The 18,553-nt window shown below is 43.0% G+C and carries 14 protein-coding genes; 12 read left to right on the top strand and 2 right to left on the bottom strand.

Annotated features, from left to right (window positions below):
• The first annotated feature begins 8 nt into the window (after nucleotides 1-8).
• From ACYPWY_RS07870 to ACYPWY_RS07885, 4 genes are all read left to right on the top strand, one after another.
• On the top strand, nucleotides 9-1,424 hold the full coding sequence (locus tag ACYPWY_RS07870; RefSeq protein ID WP_459684913.1) for a tetratricopeptide repeat protein: 1,416 nt from the start codon (nucleotides 9-11) through the stop codon (nucleotides 1,422-1,424).
• 11 nt (nucleotides 1,425-1,435) lie between these two features.
• Complete coding sequence (locus tag ACYPWY_RS07875; RefSeq protein ID WP_459684915.1) at nucleotides 1,436-1,912, top strand: NfeD family protein; 477 nt, start codon at nucleotides 1,436-1,438, stop codon at nucleotides 1,910-1,912.
• Nucleotides 1,913-2,053: 141 nt separating this feature from the next.
• Complete coding sequence (locus ACYPWY_RS07880) at nucleotides 2,054-3,325, top strand: AAA family ATPase (RefSeq protein ID WP_459684917.1); 1,272 nt, start codon at nucleotides 2,054-2,056, stop codon at nucleotides 3,323-3,325.
• Entirely contained in the window at nucleotides 3,325-3,915 is a 591-nt protein-coding gene (locus tag ACYPWY_RS07885; RefSeq protein ID WP_459684918.1) for a hypothetical protein, read from the top strand. The genes ACYPWY_RS07880 and ACYPWY_RS07885 overlap by 1 nt, the downstream gene beginning before the upstream one ends.
• Nucleotides 3,916-4,077: 162 nt before the next feature.
• On the opposite strand, the gene ACYPWY_RS07890 is transcribed toward ACYPWY_RS07885, so the two are convergent.
• Nucleotides 4,078-5,076 (bottom strand): helix-turn-helix domain-containing protein, encoded by a 999-nt coding sequence (locus tag ACYPWY_RS07890; protein WP_459684920.1) that lies wholly within the window; start codon nucleotides 5,074-5,076, stop codon nucleotides 4,078-4,080.
• Nucleotides 5,077-5,386: 310 nt separating this feature from the next.
• Here ACYPWY_RS07890 and ACYPWY_RS07895 point away from each other — a divergent pair, with 310 nt between their 5' ends.
• From ACYPWY_RS07895 to ACYPWY_RS07930, 8 genes are all read left to right on the top strand, one after another.
• Nucleotides 5,387-10,498 (top strand): hypothetical protein, encoded by a 5,112-nt coding sequence (locus ACYPWY_RS07895; protein WP_459684922.1) that lies wholly within the window; start codon nucleotides 5,387-5,389, stop codon nucleotides 10,496-10,498.
• A 78-nt stretch (nucleotides 10,499-10,576) separates the two neighbouring features.
• Nucleotides 10,577-10,939 carry a hypothetical protein gene (locus tag ACYPWY_RS07900; protein ID WP_459684923.1) on the top strand — a complete coding sequence of 121 codons (363 nt, stop codon included), beginning with the start codon at nucleotides 10,577-10,579 and terminating at the stop codon, nucleotides 10,937-10,939.
• 311 nt (nucleotides 10,940-11,250) lie between these two features.
• Nucleotides 11,251-12,240, top strand: coding sequence for a flotillin-like protein FloA (gene floA, locus ACYPWY_RS07905; protein ID WP_459684924.1), 990 nt, complete (start codon nucleotides 11,251-11,253; stop codon nucleotides 12,238-12,240).
• A 333-nt stretch (nucleotides 12,241-12,573) separates the two neighbouring features.
• Nucleotides 12,574-13,215, top strand: coding sequence for a LysE family translocator (locus ACYPWY_RS07910; protein WP_459684925.1), 642 nt, complete (start codon nucleotides 12,574-12,576; stop codon nucleotides 13,213-13,215).
• An 80-nt stretch (nucleotides 13,216-13,295) separates the two neighbouring features.
• The gene (gene miaB / locus ACYPWY_RS07915; protein WP_459684926.1) at nucleotides 13,296-14,657 is read left to right on the top strand and encodes a tRNA (N6-isopentenyl adenosine(37)-C2)-methylthiotransferase MiaB; all 1,362 of its coding nucleotides are present in this window, start codon (nucleotides 13,296-13,298) and stop codon (nucleotides 14,655-14,657) included.
• Nucleotides 14,658-14,760: 103 nt separating this feature from the next.
• On the top strand, nucleotides 14,761-14,979 hold the full coding sequence (locus tag ACYPWY_RS07920) for a YtxH domain-containing protein (RefSeq protein ID WP_459684927.1): 219 nt from the start codon (nucleotides 14,761-14,763) through the stop codon (nucleotides 14,977-14,979).
• On the top strand, nucleotides 14,966-15,343 hold the full coding sequence (locus ACYPWY_RS07925) for a hypothetical protein (protein ID WP_459684928.1): 378 nt from the start codon (nucleotides 14,966-14,968) through the stop codon (nucleotides 15,341-15,343). Before ACYPWY_RS07920 ends, ACYPWY_RS07925 begins: the two co-directional genes overlap by 14 nt.
• Entirely contained in the window at nucleotides 15,333-15,653 is a 321-nt protein-coding gene (locus tag ACYPWY_RS07930) for a hypothetical protein (RefSeq protein WP_459684929.1), read from the top strand. Before ACYPWY_RS07925 ends, ACYPWY_RS07930 begins: the two co-directional genes overlap by 11 nt.
• A gap of 691 nt (nucleotides 15,654-16,344) precedes the next feature.
• Here ACYPWY_RS07930 and rnr read toward each other — a convergent pair.
• Nucleotides 16,345-18,501, bottom strand: a complete 2,157-nt coding sequence (rnr, locus tag ACYPWY_RS07935) for a ribonuclease R (RefSeq protein ID WP_459685017.1) — start codon at nucleotides 18,499-18,501, stop codon at nucleotides 16,345-16,347.
• Between the last annotated feature and the right edge of the window lie 52 nt (nucleotides 18,502-18,553).

Consider the following 18,553-nt stretch of genomic DNA (forward strand, 5'->3'; position numbering starts at 1 on the left):
GCGGCTATATGAAAAATTTTATTCTTACGGGCTTTTTGTTCTTGCTGCTGGCGCCTCTAACGGTATTTTCCCAATCGTTGAACGAAGCCAAAGAATTGTATAAAACAGGGGAATTTGAGAAAGCTCTACCGGTATTTGAAAAGGAATATGTGGCAAAGCCAACCGATCCGTCCATCAACCAATGGTACGGCGTATGCCTCTACGAAACAAATACCAATCTGAAAAAAGCCGAAGAATGCATTGCTTTTGCCGCCAGCAAGAGCATTCCAGACGCATTTTTGTATTTGGGCAAAATATATACCGAAACTTACCGCTTCGATAAGGCCGAAATTGAGTTTGAAAAATACGCCAAACTCAAAAAACGGGACAAAGCAGCTTCGGCGCAAGTGGAAAAAGAAAAAGGCGTTCTGGCTTTCATGAAAAGGGCTGCTCTCCACACCGAGGATATACAGATTATCGACAGCATTGTTGTTGACAAAAGCGCCTTTCTGTCGGCCTACAAACTTAGTCCGAGCAGCGGTTATCTCGATTATTACGCTACTTTTTTCAACGAAGGCGCCTCCGAATCTACTGTCTATTCCAACGAGAAATCAACTAAAATTTATTATGCAAAACCGGCAGTAGAGGATAAGATTGAATTGTTTTCGATGGAGAAGTTGCTGAACGATTTTGGAAACGAGAAAAAGTTGTCGGATAATAATTTCGGATTGTCGGGAAATTTGAACTATCCCTTTGTTTTAACGGACGGGGTAACAGTCTATTTTTCGGCAGAAGACAAAAACGGGCTGGGAGGCTACGACATGTACGTTACGCGCTACAACATGAACAACGATACCTACCTCACGCCCGAACGCCTGAACATGCCTTTCAATTCGCTTTTCAACGATTATATGATGGCCATGGATGAAGAAAAAGGCGTAGGCTGGTTTGCCTCGGACAGGTTTCAGCCGGAGGACAAGGTCTGCATATACACCTTTATTCCCAACGAACAGGTTGCCATGCTGGAAGGAGACGATGAAAATCAACTGGTTAGCAGAGCAATCATAAGCTCGATAAAAGATTCATGGAAACCGGATGTTGACTATTCAAAAATCGTCGCTCTTGCCCGAAAGGAAATAAAGAAGGAGAAAGAAATACTAAAAGACTTCACGCTCGTCATCAACGATAAATACACCTACTTCAACTGGACCGATTTTAAAAACCCGTCGGCAAAGGATTTATTCTGGCAGGCGACCGAATCGGCGAAAAACCTCGGTGCGGTAGAAGCACGGCTGGATGTGTTAAGAGATGTTTATGCATCGCAGCCATCGCAGGCAACAGCCAACGAAATACTGGAACTGGAAAACAAACAACGTCAACTGTTCCAACAAGCAAAAGAGTTGGAAATTAAAGCTCGCAATCAGGAAATTACATCATTAAACTAATCATCAGGAATATGGCAATCGAAATAGGTATCATTGTTTTTTTAGTAGTATTGGGGGTAGCCCTGCTGCTGGCCGAGATTTTTCTGTTGCCGGGCATCACCGTTGCCGGATTTGCCGGAGCCCTGTCCCTGACCGGAGGGATTGTGTATGCCTTTATTTACATGGGAAACACAGCCGGATTTATCACCATTGTATCTTCAATAGCCCTGTTTGCAGCCTCCTTTGCCTTCCTGATAAAATCGAATGCCATGTCGCACATTGCGCTGAAAACCGACATCGACGCCACAGTCGATCAAACAGAGCTGAACCAAATGACCATTGGCGACGAAGGGCAAACCATCTCCCGCCTCAACCCAATAGGGAAAGCCGAATTTAACGGCATCACCGTAGAAGCAAAATCCATCACCGGCGAATTTATTGATGAAAGCGAAGCCGTTGTAATTGTGAAAATAGAAGGCTCGAATGTGTTGGTGAAGGTGATAGAATGAAAGTGGCGGAAACGATATTGCGTATGGTTTTGTTTATTGTTTGTAATTATTTACTTGACAATCAAAAAACATACAGATTTTATTAACGAAAAATCAAATAATTATATTGTATTTAAACAGTTCCCAGAATAAAAAAATAAAATGGCAAAGATAATAATTCGAAATATTGGACCAATCAAAGAAGCTTCATTTGACCTTAATAAGATAAATGTGTTTATGGGACCGCAAAGTAGTGGAAAAAGCGCCATTGCCAAAATCATTAGTTATTGTACTTGGGTAGAAAAAGATGTGGCTACAAGCCAATCTTTAGAAACTTATCAAAAGAACGACAACTATTTTGTTGAGCGCCTTGAGACATTTCATAAACTAAAAAAATATTTTGAGAAACATGATAGATACATTTCATACAAAAGTGATATGGTAGAAATCGAATATAGTGCAAATAATTTTTCCATTCAATGGAACGATAGATATGCCTACAAAAGAAGTAAAATATCTTATATCCCTTCGGAAAGAAATTTGGTTAGTCTGCCTGATGTAAATGTAAAATTTGCCGACACCAACATGAGAAGTTTTTGGTCTGATTGGGAAGATGCCCAAAAAAAATACACAGAGATAGAGAAACTGTCGATATTAGATTTTGACATTGATTATTGCTATGACTCAAATGCGGAAGAATATCGCATTGTTCATAAACAAAATGACGATTCTTATAGTATTCAATTATCTAACGCTTCAAGTGGATTGCAATCAGTAACCCCTTTAATTGCAATGGTGGATTATTTGACGAACTGGTATTATAAACAAGAAGAAGATGCTCCTCGTGTGATGAGTGAAAAAGAAATATTAGCTGACAAAATACTTGTAGAGGAATTAGTTTTAAAGAAATATTTTGGAGATAATTTTAAGAAAGAGCGCACAAAAGAAAATATAAATGAAATAAATGAAAAAATAAAAGCGGGAGACTCTCAAGTCCGTAATTTGCTTTCACACTATAGAGAGATAGAAAATAACTTATTAAAAACACACAATTCTCAATTTATCATTGAAGAACCTGAACAAAACCTTTTCCCCGAAACCCAACGAAAATTAGTGTATCATTTGTTAGAAAAATCTTTTAATAAAGACGGTAATAGATTGACAATAACCACTCATAGCCCGTATATTCTTTATGCGTTGAATAATTGTATGATGTGTGGTTTGGTTTATGATAAAATGAACGCCTCGGATAAAGCAAAATTAAGCTGTAAAACGTCATTAGTCAATCCTAAGGATGTTTCTATTTACGAAATACACAAGGGTATTCTAAAATCAAAGCAGCAAAATGATGGTTTGATTAGCACAAATTATTTTGATACGATAATGAAAGAATCAATGGACGATTTTTATATTATGTTAAATTATTACAATTAATGATAAAAACTAATATAGCAAGAGAATACCCTGCTCATAGCGCTGTTTGCACTTACTCTGACAAATCTTTATACTTGGCTGATTATACAGAACAAACAAAAGCATCACCAATTAAGAGGGGTGTTGAGATTTTTCAAGCTATTCACCCCACAGGTATTAAATTCTTTACCTTGCAAAATAATGTAAGCTTATTGAATGGCTTTATTAAGTTTGACAACACAAGTTTTACAAGACCTGACGGGCGAGCATTGTCTCAATGCGAATGTGTTGTTTTTCCAAAAACGAGTGATTCTGATTCTTGGATATTTTTTGCCGAATTGAAATACAGCAGTAAGAAATGTAACAACAATTCAAACATACAAAAAGCTGTAAAGCAGTTGTATAAAACTAGAACATATTATTTTCAGAGAAAAATATTTTCTAAAACAAATCCTTGTTACCTATTGGCTTCTTTGCCTATGCAGGCAGAACCATTTGCACAAACAATTATTTCACCGACAGACTTATTGCGGTTAAAAAGAAAACATAATGTGATATTGCGTTTGCAAAATCATGCAGAAATACAAGATGGTAAAATAATTAGTGTATGATCGGACTAAGGCATTCCTCCGAACTATCGAGCAGGTTCAACCTGCCATAAGATATATATTGTTTAAAATCAGTCAATTCATCAAATCAGTTGCGAAAATTCGCGCAATCTGCGCAATTTGCATTCTTCCCGCCATCGACTAGTTAAAAGTTCAACCCTCAACTCATTTCTTGTGTTGTTTGTAGTATTCGGATGGAGTAACTCCTTCACACAACTTGAATGCCTTGTTGAACGAAGAATGATTTTTGAAGCCCGAAGAAAGGTAAATGTATTCCATCGTGTATTTTTGGGAGTCGGACAGCACCAGTTCCTTGGCTTTTTCTATCCGGTAAGAATTGACAAGACGGTTGAAATTCATGCCATTCCGACAGTTGATGGCTTTGGACAGGTAGCTGCTGCTGATATTCAACTCATTCGCCATCTGCGCTAAACTAAAATCGCCATTTGTGTAGGGCTGCTTCGATTTAAAATATTCCTCAATCAAGGCATATATAGCAGTAAATTTGTTTTCTTCTTCGATTTCGATTTCTTTCAACCGGTTTATTTTCCCCTTGTCCGCCGATTGGATAATCTTCAGGAGATAGTCGGTTTCCATTTGACGGAAGCGATGGATAAAATACAAGCAAAAACAAACAAACAGAACAGTATAAGCTATTTCAATTGTATCGAAAATATGGTTTTTGATAAAAGCGTCGCCACGATAAAGTATCGAACTATCATAAAGCATCGAACTATCATATATAAATAATGACACAAAACCAAGAATCAGCAGCCAATAGGCGCTCGAAAACTGAATCACCCATTTAAATGTGTTTTCCTCAAAAAATAAAATATATCCGCAAATACAAATATTGATATAGTCGAAGGTTGCCGCTAATGTATTGGCAGAAAAATAATAGACAGATAGTGGGAATGCGGCGACTATCATAAACCATATATATATTTTTTTCAGCTTTTGGATAAATGATAACGAGGGGGTAACAGTAATGACAATAATGGCCGTTATATCAACAAATATCAATGCGATAACCCATGTATTAACATAATTTACGCCGCTATTCAAAAGCAACAGGATGATAAGTCTCACTGTATGAAAGCACAAAGCGCCCTTCATAAATAGTTTAAACAACCTCTCATACTCGGAAGAACTATTCCATGCCATATTCCTATTTCATTAGATAAATTGTATTTGCCTTCTGATTTTCGCAGTAAAATTAAGTAAATAGTTGCAAACTACCAATTTTAAGCGATGAATTAGTAAGATAATAATATTTACAATATAAACAATAGAAAAATGTATAAATAATTATATATAATTGATTATCTGTATTTTAATATGATGAAATCTTATAATTCATCAATGAATCCCTTACAAATACAATCGTTGAGGGATTTGAAATTTTAGATTTTAAGGTTTGATTATAACTTTGCCGATTATGAGATTGAAAAATAAACAAACTAAAAACAAGACGATGAAAATTATTTTAAAAGCCATTGTGTGTGTTATGGCTATCATGAGTGTTTGTAACAACATTCTTGCACAAAGTATGCCTATGGGCTACTTCGACGAAAACACATTGAGTTGTTACACAAAGTTTCAATCAACCGGATTCGGAGCCTCCATCCTGTTTGAAACAAATCAGACAAATACGAATATGGGTGATGGCGACGACTACCGTCAGGTAGGCGTTTTTGATATTCCACTGGTGGGAGACCTCAATGGTGATGGTAAACCCGAAATAGTAGTATTGTCGCGGAGCCGTCGTGGATTATTGGGCGACTATGAAAGTGATGTATGCAACCGTTTCCTGCTTATTTTTGACGGGCAAACCGGAAAATTGCTGGTAAAGAAAAGGCTGGCAATAGATTCTTATACTTATGCAGAGTCTTACCATGGTACTCCCTGTACGTTGCTGCTGATGAATGTGGACAACAACGATACACGGCAAATTGTAGTCGCCTATGGTACGGCAGGCACAACTGTTAACGGCAAATGGGCCAAACGGCTGGTTTGCTACGAGCTGAATCCGCAAAGTGGAAAAGGCTTGCCGAATGTTCCTTCCGGCAAGTCAGACGCCGGAAGCGCCACCAGCGAACTCAATGGCAATTACCTGAAAATCAAATGGGTATCAGACAAGCGATACGACTGGTCAGCAGCTAGCGAAACCGGCACAGCAGCCAGCGCCTCATGGAGTTTTACTGCGGGCGAAGCCGGTAGCGCCTTTACAGACACAGGCGGATACTATTACAACAACTATCAGTATTTCTCTACGCCTCTGCCTCAGTTAGTGGACTTTGACGGCGACGGCATTCCCGAGATATATGTTTATAATAAGATTTACGACGCTAAAACAGGTAAGCTGAAGCTGGCGCTGGAAGGCTTGGGCCCTGCCGACAGCACAAGCGAAACCGGTAACTATATGACGCCACTTTATTCCAATATTGAAAACAGGGCGTTTGTCGGTCGCGACCGGACAGCAACTTCCAATAGGACAGGCGCTGGTGATACGAACGTGCCTTTCGCCTTTATTTACGACCTCGACAAAGACGGTAAATACGACATCGCGGCAGGCGGAAAAGTGTATTATAATATCACATTCCCATCCGACGGAACAGGAGGCTGGAACTACAACCAGCCGGCAGGCGTGTATTACGCCGTCAGGAAAGGTGTAAAAAACGATATAAACGGCAGCAATGTGGGATGGCCTTACAGTTCGAGTAACTATTTGGGAGACGGCCATACGGCTGTGGCAGACATCAATGCCGACGGCATTCCGGAAGTAGTGGTTTTGACCCGCACACCGGGAACTACCGACTCTAGTAGTCCCCTTATACTTACAGTGTATAATCCGGGTTTCCTCCAGTTAGATGCTAGCGGAAACATCATTCCGGGAACAGGCGTTCCTTCTATTATCGCCCAGCGGACAATTACTCCTACCGGTGGAGCAACCGAGGGTAACCACTCCTATCTCTTTATCGGGGATTTGGACGGGCTGGAGCAAAACGGCAAGCGCTTCCCCGAAATAACATTTATAACAAGAAAATTGTATGAAGGAACTAACTCAAATAATCGAATCCACCATACAAATTCTGCTAACTCGAGGCTGCATCCGAATATAAGAAACAATGCGGCTTTTATTTCAAAATTAACAAAAAGCGGCGATAACTACTATATGAATTATGATAGCAGCGCTAATGGCGTTATGATGTCATTTACATGGGACGATGACGATAGCAGAATAAACGAGCGAATGAAAGTGTCGTTTGTCTCAGAACTAAATGACAGGTCTATCAATACAGGTTTTACGCTGTTTGATTTTGACAATGACGGACGTCAGGGTATATGCTACCGAGACGAAAGTTATTTACGGATTATTTCTGTCGATGCGCCTTATTATGTGAAAAATGACGATAAGCCAACTACTGCGGGTTCGCTGGTTAGATTCCGGGAACCGGTAAAAAGCTACACCGGTTTCGAATATCCGGTTATAGCAGATATAAACGGCGACTTCAGCGCCGATATGGTGGTTACGGCAGCTAGTGATATAGTATTTGTCAATACAGGTTGGTTATATGCTGTAGAAGCCAATACCGGCGCCGGTATCAAGTTTGCACCGGCGCCTATGGTTTGGAACCAGTTTATGTATTCGCCGCTGAAAATCAACGAAGACCTGACTGTACCATCAACCGTGTTTGACCCCTTAAGCCCGAAACTCAAATTCAACAAGAAGTTCGGCAGCGACGCTCCATTCGAGCACTCCATCTATAACAATACCCTAACACAAGTGGAGCAGTATTCTGTATTCGGAGAATTGAGAACGGGTGGAACTCCGGGCAATCCTGCCGATTCGATATACATAGCCTATCCTGTTGCCAAGCTGCCTGATGCGGTTGTTTCGGCCAAGCTAAACGGAACGACTCTTGCCATTAAGATAAAGAACCTGGGTACGGCAACCTTGGGGAGGAACAATGCGTATGCCGTTTATAACGGGAACGCTTCCGCGGCACACACGGTAACCAGCGCCAATCATGTGGCACACGGCGTTATCGGCCGGGATATATTCCCCGGCGATTCGGTTGAAATAAATCTGACCGTAACAGCTTCAATGGATTATATCATTCGCGTATCCGACGCCAACTATGCCACCGGTTCCTATACTGGAGGCCAATGGAGGGGTAGTATTTACAATGAATGTAACTGGGCGGATAACTGGGCGTATGCTTCGGACTTTGTTCTCAATAGCGATGTGTTTGTTGTTAAGCCCTATCAGCAGATAACGTTTGACGTGCTGGCAAACGACGAATTGCCACTCTCGTGTACCAATCCGATTGTTACTGTTACTCCGCCTGCCGCAGGCGCGGGAGTATTATCGGTGAGCGGTGCAAACGGCCAAATAGTAACCTACAAGGCGCCGGCCACTTATCCCGGCGGCGTTGTCGAGATAGACTATTCGGTAAATTGTTCTGCGACCAAACAAGGAAAAATATACATTTACGTGTTTGAAACAACAACCAACAACTTTAGCACATGTGTGGGCACGCAAATGACGGTAGCCGCCAAGGTACAGCCGGCGGGAACCACATTCATCTGGAGGGACGGGAAAGATAAGATCATTTCGACCGTCGGCCCGGGCACATTTATCCTGCGCAACGATACCACCTTCAAGCTAAGGCCACAGGCGCCGGCTCCTTACGATAACGTTACTTTCCCCGACTATACCCTTACCCTGCGTGCGATTAGCGGCAGCAGCGGAACACCGGTACTGCTGCGCTGGAAAAACGGGGCAAGCAACAGGGACTGGCACGACCCGAACAACTGGGTGGCGGTTACAGGTGGAGTCGAAGGCCCGGCAGGCCTCTACATCCCGTCTGCATGTACGGATGTGGACGTGCCGAGCGGCATTACCAGCGGATACCCAAGCCTGAACAAGCCGGGGACAGCCGTGCATGTATCGCTGAAAGACCGCACCATGCTGGGTAACACCCACCATCTTACCTACGATTCGGCTTCGGTGGAAGTAAATTTCAAAGCTTCCGAGCGCGACCGCTGGGTGATGTACTCAGCTCCCTTGCGGAGAACTTACTCGGGCGACTTCATGCTGCTTAACGCAGCAGGCAAGCCCATAATCAACCCCGGTCCGGCAGTGTATATGAATGCGTTCCAGATGAAAAACCCCGACGACCCCAGCAGCGTGGCAACGGCCAAAATGTTCACTCAGCCTTTCGGCTCAGCAGATGTTCCTCTGGGACTGGGACAAACGTTCAATGTATGGATTGACAAAGATATAGACACAAGTACGCCTTTCCGTTTTCCCAGTCGTTATGACCAATACGATTACTGGGTGCATGGCCTTTGGGGAGGAGATGCCGGAGATTCCACGTCTGTCGTACTCAACAGAACGAATGCCGTTGGCGCGATAGTAAGCAACCGCTTCATTGTGGAAGACAACGGGCTCGATCCGGATAAAAATGCTGATCAGTTCGAACTCAGGCCTTTCAGCCACCAGAATCTCCAGTACAACGGTTTCGAATTGATTATGTTGCCCAATCCGTTTGTGGCTTACCTGGATATGGCCGCGTTTTTGACGGCGAATACCGGTTTGCTAACCAGCGAATACAAGGTATGGTCGGGCACAGATGATGCGTTTGTTACTTACAAAGCTATTCCTGCAGCCGGATCAAACGGACAGGGCGCCTGGTGGTGGGTAGCCGACAGTTCGGATCCTCTTGATGCTCCGAGCGGAGCCAACCGGTATGTAGCGCCACTGCAATCGTTTATCGGGCGGATAATACCGGCTAATAACAATGTGGATGCCCGCTTCATGTATCAACAATCGACTATGACCACTACCGAGAATATCGGGGGCGCCAGCTATACGCTCAGGAGCGCCAAAGAAGCGGAGATACCTTCGGGCGTCATGTATATCAAGGCCGGTATCGGCAACGTAAGCAATACGACTGTTCTTGTCAATTATCCGGGTTCGTCCAACGCATATACCGAGGACGATGCGCTCAAGCTCTTCTACGATAATGCCGACAGCAAAGCCCAGGTATCGGTTTATACGCTCTCTTCGGATGCCATGCCGATGGCCATCAACCTGTCGGGCGATTTCAACGACGTTGAGATACCTGTCGGTATCCGTACCAACATAACCGGCGAAATACAGCTTAACTTCTCCGGCATAGCCACTTTCGGGCGCAAAGCTTACTTGCTGGACGGCGATAAGGAAATAGACCTCAGCCTTAATCCGACCTACAAGGCAACGCTCGCCGGAACCGGTTCGTCAGACTTCTATGAGATCAATAACCGTTTTGCATTAAAATTTGCAGCTACCGGCAATAGTATCGACGCTAACCGCGACAACAACAAAGGCTTAAGTATAAGAACCGACAAAGGCAAACTATACATCGACTCCGAAGAGTTGATAAAATCAGTCGATATTATGCTGGCTTCAGGCCTCAGTGTATTCCGAACCGAGCAGGAATCGCATTCTTATACGATAGATTTGGGATACGACCAGATCTATATTCTGAGGATAGTTCGCAATAACGAATTGATAACAAAAAAAATAATTACGAAATAGGATTATTAATATGAGTTTGAGATAATAGAAATTGTATCTCTTTTATCTCAAACTCGTATTAACAAAGAGGATATAACGATGAAAAAATTTAAATATATATTATTAGTATGCCTGTTGATAGGCACACATACAACAGTGGACGCTTCTGCCGGCGTTTTGAACGATGGCTGGGATTTGCCTTCCGCTCCATTGCCTTCCGCCCAATTACCTTCCGCCCAATTGCCTTCCGATGCTGCAATGGATAGGATTCAACAACTGACAGGGCAAAAAGACTTGCGGGACAAACCCGGTGGCGGGCCTGGAATAGGAGAGGTTGTAATTCCTGTTACAAGTTCAGGAGCAATCAACGTATTGATTATGTTATTGCTATACATAAGTGTTGTTCTTTTCAGGACAAGGAAAAACAAAAAACGTTTCATTGAACAAAGAAGAGAAGCGTAAAAATAACAGCAAAAGGCAGTCAAAAACTGCCTTTTGCCGTTATCAAACGGGAGTAATATGATTCCGGTATTTACATCCATACCTTGACGAAAACAAAGTTAATGCATGTGGATGGGATTGCTCAAGGACGAATCAAAAAGCATTATAGCCTTGGGCAAACGCATGAAAATGCTTGTAGAGTATAGCCTTAGCCTATTCGGACTTTTTTCATGGTTTGCCCTGACATATAGCCCACAAAAACCGAAAATTCTCCAAAAAATGTGTATATTTGCTCGTTGAACTAAAGTTTTACATTATAAAACCCGTTATTTATGGATTTCTTATTGGTAGTTATTGTTTTTGTGGTCATAGTATTGTTGATGATTTTCTTCTACTATGTTCCGTTTTTCCTTTGGATTAATGCCATTTCGGCAGGAGTAAGGATTTCTCTTATCCAATTGTTTTTAATGCGTATCCGCCGTGTGCCGCCACGTACTATTGTATATGCAATGATTGAGGCGCATAAAGCCGGTCTCAGGTCGATAACCCGCGACGAACTGGAAGCCCACTACCTGGCGGGCGGTCATGTCGAAAAAGTGGTGCACGCCCTTGTATCGGCCTCGAAAGCGAATATCGACTTGTCGTTCCAGATGGCAACAGCCATCGACCTGGCCGGACGCGACGTGCTCAATGCCGTGCAAATGTCGGTAAACCCGAAAGTGATTGACACTCCTCCGGTGGCTGCGGTGGCTAAAAACGGTATTCAGCTGATTGCCAAAGCCCGTGTAACCGTGCGTGCCAACATCAAGCAATTGGTGGGTGGAGCCGGTGAAGAAACCATTCTGGCCCGCGTTGGCGAAGGGATTGTATCGTCCATCGGTTCGTCCGAAAGCCACGAAAGAGTATTGGAAAATCCCGATTCTATTTCCAAACTGGTGCTTCGTAAAGGCCTTGACGCCGGAACAGCATTTGAAATACTTTCCATCGACATCGCCGACATAGACGTAGGTAAAAACATCGGGGCCGTGCTTCAGATGGATCAGGCACAAGCCGACAAGAACATCGCTCAAGCCCGCGCCGAAGAACGCCGCGCCATGGCCATCGCCCTCGAACAGGAAATGAAAGCCAAAGCACAGGAAGCCCGCGCCAAAGTGATAGAAGCCGAAGCCGAAGTGCCAAAAGCCATGGCCGAAGCTTTCCGCAACGGAAACCTGGGCATAATGGATTACTACAAAATGCAGAATATCAAAGCCGATACCGATATGAGGGATTCCATCGCCCGCCCGGCAGGACAGGGAGAGAAGACCGACTCGAAGAAGTAAAAAACTAGAACTGAAAGATTGGGGCGACCGTGACGGGTAGCCCTGATTTTTTTTGTGCGCCTGTCTGTCATACCTACCGCCCATCAAAATGACACTCAATTAAATCTTATTTTTTTAGTGGACATGTATGTATTCGATACGCCCCTACGGAATCTTGAACCTGAAACTTCAAACTGTTAATCCGCTTATCGTTTTAAAAAATAGGCGCTTAAGTGTTTAAAATACATATTCTGCACATTTTTAGAATTATCTTTCTGGTATTTTACCGAAATAGGTATTATCTTTGTTTACTGAAAGAACGTCAAAATAGTATCTGGTTGTAAAGAATTATTGATGGGTGAAATCATTCTGAAAGGATTATTAATCGGCTTTTTAACCTCCGCTCCAATGGGACCTATTGGGGTGCTGTGCGTGCAACGTACGTTGAACGAAGGACGTATGCATGGCTTGTTTACGGGTTTGGGAGCTTCTTTGTCGGATGTTCTTTTTGCAATCATCGCCGGTTTGGGTATGAGCTTTATCATAGATTTTGTTGAAGCGAATCAAAACCCGCTTTTCGTGCTGGGCAGCATGGTGCTTATGGGTTTGGGCTATGTGGTATCCCGCTCGAATCCCTCAAAAAAACTAAAAAAGCAGAACAGAAGAAGAGAGTCGGTCTGGAAAGATTTTGTATCGTCGTTTTTTCTGAATCTCAGCAATATCGGCATCCTCTTTCTCTATATCGCCTTGTTTGCCCAATTTCAGTTTATCGCTTCCGAGTATTCATTCTATGCTCACTTGGCAGGTATTTTTTGTATTGGTATAGGCGCTGCTATCTGGTGGCTTTTTATATCCTACATTGTAAATAAATTCAGAGAACGCTTCAATCTGCGTGGGCTTGTTTTGTTTAACCGGATACTGGGAATAGCGCTGGTGATTATTGGTATCGTTGGCTTCTGCAAAGGATTCCATCAATGGATGAGCTCGTTTATTTAAGCCACCCCACCCCCCGCAGGGAGGATTTAGAAGCCTCCCCTACGGGGAGGTTGGAGGGGCTATTATTATAAAATATAATTATGACTAACAATCAAGGACTGGACTTTAAATCCACGACTGACAAAAAATTGTTCATCGAGACTTATGGTTGCCAGATGAACGTGGCGGATAGCGAAGTTGTTGCTTCCGTAATGGAAATGGCCGGATATTCCATCATCGACAATCTGGATGGCGCCGATGCCGTGTTTATTAATACCTGTTCGGTGAGGGACAATGCCGAACAACGGGTTATCCAGCGTTTGGAGTACCTCAATGCCTTGAGGCGCAAAAAGAAGAAAAACCTGATAATCGGTATTTTGGGCTGTATGGCCGAAAGGGTGAAGGAAGAGCTTATCGAAAATCACCACGCCGATGTAGTTGTAGGTCCCGATGCCTACATGGATTTGCCCAACCTGGTGGGCGCCGCCGAAAAAGGCGAAAAAGCGATTAATGTACTCCTGTCGAAAACCGAAACATATAAGGATGTGATTCCGCTCAGGATAGGCGAAAATCACATATCGGGTTTTATCTCCATTATGCGCGGATGCGACAAAGTTTGCAGCTATTGCATAGTGCCCTACACCCGTGGACGGGAAAGGAGCCGCGATCACCGTAGCATATTGAACGAACTGAACGACCTCAAAAACAGAGGCTTCAGAGAAGTTACCCTGTTGGGGCAGAATGTGAATTCGTACCGCTTTAACGAGGATAACGGTTCGGTTACCAACTTTTCCGACTTGCTGAAAATGGTGGCCGAAGCCGCTCCCAACATGCGTATCCGCTTCACCACCTCTCATCCTACCGACATGACGGACGAAACCCTGGAAGTTATCGCAAAATACGACAACCTGTGTAAGTTTATTCATTTGCCGGTGCAATCGGGAAGTTCCCGGATGCTGGACATTATGAAGCGCAAATACGACAGGGAATGGTATCTCGACCGCATTGCAGCCATCAAGCGAATTATACCCGGATGCGGACTATCGACCGACATCATGTGCGGTTTCCACTCCGAAACCGAAGAAGATCATCAGGAAACCTTGTCGTTGATGCAAGCCGCCGGTTTCGATTCGGCTTTCATGTTCAAATATTCGGAACGCCCCGGCACCTATGCCTCTAAAAAACTGGTGGATAATGTGCCGGAGGATGTAAAAATCAGGCGGTTGCAGGAAATTATCAATTTGCAGAACGAACTGTCCCTCAAAAACAACCAAAGCGATACAGGCAAAGTATTTGAGGTGCTGGTCGAAGGTTTTTCCAAGCGGTCGAAGGAGCAACTTTTTGGTCGCTCGTCTCAAAATAAAGTAATTATTTTCGATAAGGCGAACCATAGGGTAGGTGAGTTTGTTTTAGTTAAAGTAACAGGCAGTACATCTGCCACTCTTTTGGGCGAAAGCCTTTAAAAACGAACTAAATTATGTTAAAATTGCACACTTCCGGTATTTGTGTGTAATTAAAGTAGTACATTGCAACTGAATTAAAGTAATAATTTAAAAATTCAACAACATGAGCAAGACTGGTTCCAATTTATTATTTTTGGCAATAGGCGCTGCAATAGGCGTAGCCGTAGGGTATGTGGCCGCTTCCGATAAGAAAGAAGAATGGTTGAAAGACATTAGCAATCTTGTAGGTAAAGTGAAATCGAATGTGAAGGATGCTGTAAATAAAGGCAGAGAACAGGCTGAAACCTTGAACAATAACGTAAATACAGATGCAAAAGGATAATCAAATCGACAACGATTTACAATCTTATTTTGAACAAATCAAGGCTGATTTATCAAACTATATACTCAAAAGAATAGAACTGCTTAAATTACAGTCGTACGAAAAAATCGCTGTATCGGGTTCCTATATAGCCTATAGTTTGATAATTCTTGTGTTGATTTTCAATATCTTTTTTCTATTTCTGCTGGCTCTTGGCTTTTTTCTGGGCGAATACCTCCACAGTTACGCTTTGGGATTCGGCGTCCTTGTTTTGGTGTCGCTCGTAGTTCTGCCTATATATGCCTTGAACGCCAAGCGATTCAGACGATTTATAGCCAATAAAGTTATATCTGTAATCAGAAAAATAGAGAAAGATGAAGAATAAATTATCAGCATTGGAAGAATTAAGAGCCGAAAAGACGCGGCTTCGGGAAGAATGCAACAGTATAGAATCGCGGATAGGGAAAAATATATACTATGTAAAAAATAATTTTGCTTCTCTCTTGGTTTCCTCCGTATTCAATACGGCCAGGAAGTCTATTGCCTCTTTATTTGGTATATCCTCGTCTTCCACATCATTGGTCAGCAATTCAATACTCTCTTCTTTCCCCTCGGTTTGGAATATTGCACGGCCATTTGTTATGGGTTGGATAACAAAACGAATCACCTCTTTTTTGTTCAGAAAGAAGAAATAAATTAACGTATAAATAGCCCTTATTTGCTGCAAGAGTTTGTAGTGTTTATTGCACAACCTCAGGACATAACCGTTAGATTAAGGCTGAAAGCCTTTAAGCCTTACCTAACGGCTATCAAAATGACACTCAATTAAACCTTAAATTTTTTTAGTGGACATGTGTGTATCGAATACGCCCGCATTTGTGTAGGTGTGTTATTTTATCGTCGCAACCCATTCGCGGCAACGGGCGTATGCCATACGCCCCTACGATAAATACGGATACCTCCCCCTGATTTCCACCTAGTTCTATTTACAAAACTACCTCAGTAGCAATAGATTATAACGGGGTAATTCAACCTCTTATGTAACAAAAACGTAAACTACAGAAAATCAATGCTATTCTTGTTACTCTATTTAAGGTTACAGTTCGCTGTTCGGGGACTCATTACCTCATTCATTTCACACCAAATTTTAGCAATATGAAAATGTGTGGAGAATGAGGTAATGAGGTCGGGCTATTTATTATAACATACTGCTACTGAGGTAGTTTTTTTAATAGAATTAGGTAAAAATCAGGTTGCAATAAATTCAGACGTGGCGCGCCATGTCTCTACTGAAAGGTTCTGCAATGCTTGGGAGATTGGCTAAGGCCGATTTACGCTCCGCTCCCATTGCGGGTCGTAGCCCGCAAGGATGTAATTTGCTAATTCTCATTCTTCCACAATTGTAAAATCCAATTGCTTCCGCTCCAGATTTGCTTTCACTACTTTAATGTTTATCTTGTCGCCCAACTGGTATATTTTCTTTGTCCGGCGACCTCTCAGGCAATAGTTCTTTTCGTCAAATTCGTAAAAATCATCGTCCAGTTCCCGCATCGGAACCATTCCTTCGCAGTTGGTTTCGGTGATTTCGGCATACAATCCCCATTCGGTAATGCCCGATATAACTGCGGCGAATGTACGCCCTATCTTGTCGGACATAAACTCAACCTGTTTGTATTTGATGGATGCCCTTTCGGCATTGGCAGCCAATTGTTCCATATCCGAACTGTGCTTGCACTCGTTTTCCAGTTCGTCTTTGTTTACGCTGCGTTCTCCCTCCATGTAGCGGGCAAGCAGGCGATGCACCATCATATCGGGGTAGCGCCGGATGGGCGATGTGAAGTGCGTGTAGTACTCAAAAGCCAGACCATAATGCCCAATATTGCTGGTGGTATAAACCGCTTTGGCCATGGCGCGGATGGCAATGGTGGATATTAGAGCCTCTTCGGGCTTGTCGTGTACATTGTTTAATAAGGAGTTGATGGACTGAGATACCGTTGTTTTGCTTCCGGTTGTTTTAATTTTATAGCCAAAGAGGCGTATAAATTGCGAAAGGTTCTCCATCTTATCGGGGTTCGGTAAATCGTGAACACGGTAAACAAAGGCTTTCGCTTTTTTATTCCGGGCAACCTTTCCAACCGATTCGGCTACTGTTTTGTTGGCCAGCAACATAAATTCCTCCACCAGCTTGTTCGAGTCTTTGGATTCCTTCACATAAACGCTGATTGGCTTGCCGTTTTCGTCTATTTCAAACCGCACTTCTTCCCGCTCAAAAGCGATGGATCCGTGTTCAAACCGCTTGGTGCGAAGTTTCTTTGCCAGTTGGTCGAGTTTCAATACTTCGTTCTTGAAATCGCCCTCGCCGGTTTCTATTATTTGTTGAGCCTCTTCGTATGTAAACCGCCTGTCGGATTTAATGACGGTTCTTCCTATGCGGTATTTTTTCACTTCGGCATTGTCGTCCATCACAAAAATGGCCGAGAAACACAGTTTTTCTTCGTTGGGGCGCAACGAGCACAAGCCGTTGCTCAGCCGTTCGGGAAGCATGGGTATAGTTCTGTCAACCAAGTAAATGGATGTGGCGCGATCTTCGGCTTCGACATCAATAATGCCGCCTTTTTTCACATAATGCGTAACGTCGGCTATATGCACACCCACTTCCCAAAGTCCGTCATCCAATTTTTTCAGGGAGAGGGCGTCGTCAAAGTCTTTTGCATCGCGCGGGTCGATGGTGAATGTAACAGTCTGACGAAAATCTTCCCGTTTCGCTATTTCTTCTTTGCCGATAACATCCGATATTTTGTCCGCTTCGGCTTCTACGTTTTCGGGATATTTGTACGGCAATCCAAATTCGGCCAGAATGGCGTGCATCTCGGCATTATTCGATCCGGCTTTTCCCAGAATATCAATGACTTTGCCGATAGGATTTTTGGCTTTTTTAGGCCATTCTACAATTTCTACAAATGCTTTATCGCCCGTAACGCCACCATTCAGGCTTTCGGCGGGGATAAAGATGTCGTTGGCCAGTATTTTACTGTCCATAATCAGGAAAGCGAAGTACTTCTGTACATCCAGCGTCCCGACGAAGCGCGTTTGTCTCCGTTCCAATATTTCGATTACTTCGCCTTCCGGTTCTTTTCCTTTCCGGTTGGCCAGCATCTGAATACGGACTTTATCGCCATTCATGGCATGTGCCGAATTCCGTTCGGCGATAAACACATTCTCGGAGTTATCCTCGGGAATAAAGAAGTTTTTGCCCGAGCTTCTCCGCTCGAACCGTCCGTCTAAAAGTGTTCCCCGTGTATTCGACCTGTATTTGCCGGATGAAATTTCGAGTATAAAGCGCTCTTCTTTCAGGTTTTCGAGTGTGGACTTAACCGATAGCCGTTCGGCCTCGGTCTTTAGCCCCAAATCGGAGGATACCTGTTTGTAATTAAAAACCTTTTGCGTATTCCTGTTAAAGAAGTTCAGAATAGAGGAAACGATATTTGATTTCGTTTTTTTTCGTGATGTTTTTTGTGGAATTTTTTGTTTTCCCATAATTATAATATTTTCAATGCAAAGATAATGTTTTTAGCCACTTTTTCAGTTATTTTGC

Source organism: Viscerimonas tarda (assembly GCF_054601255.1).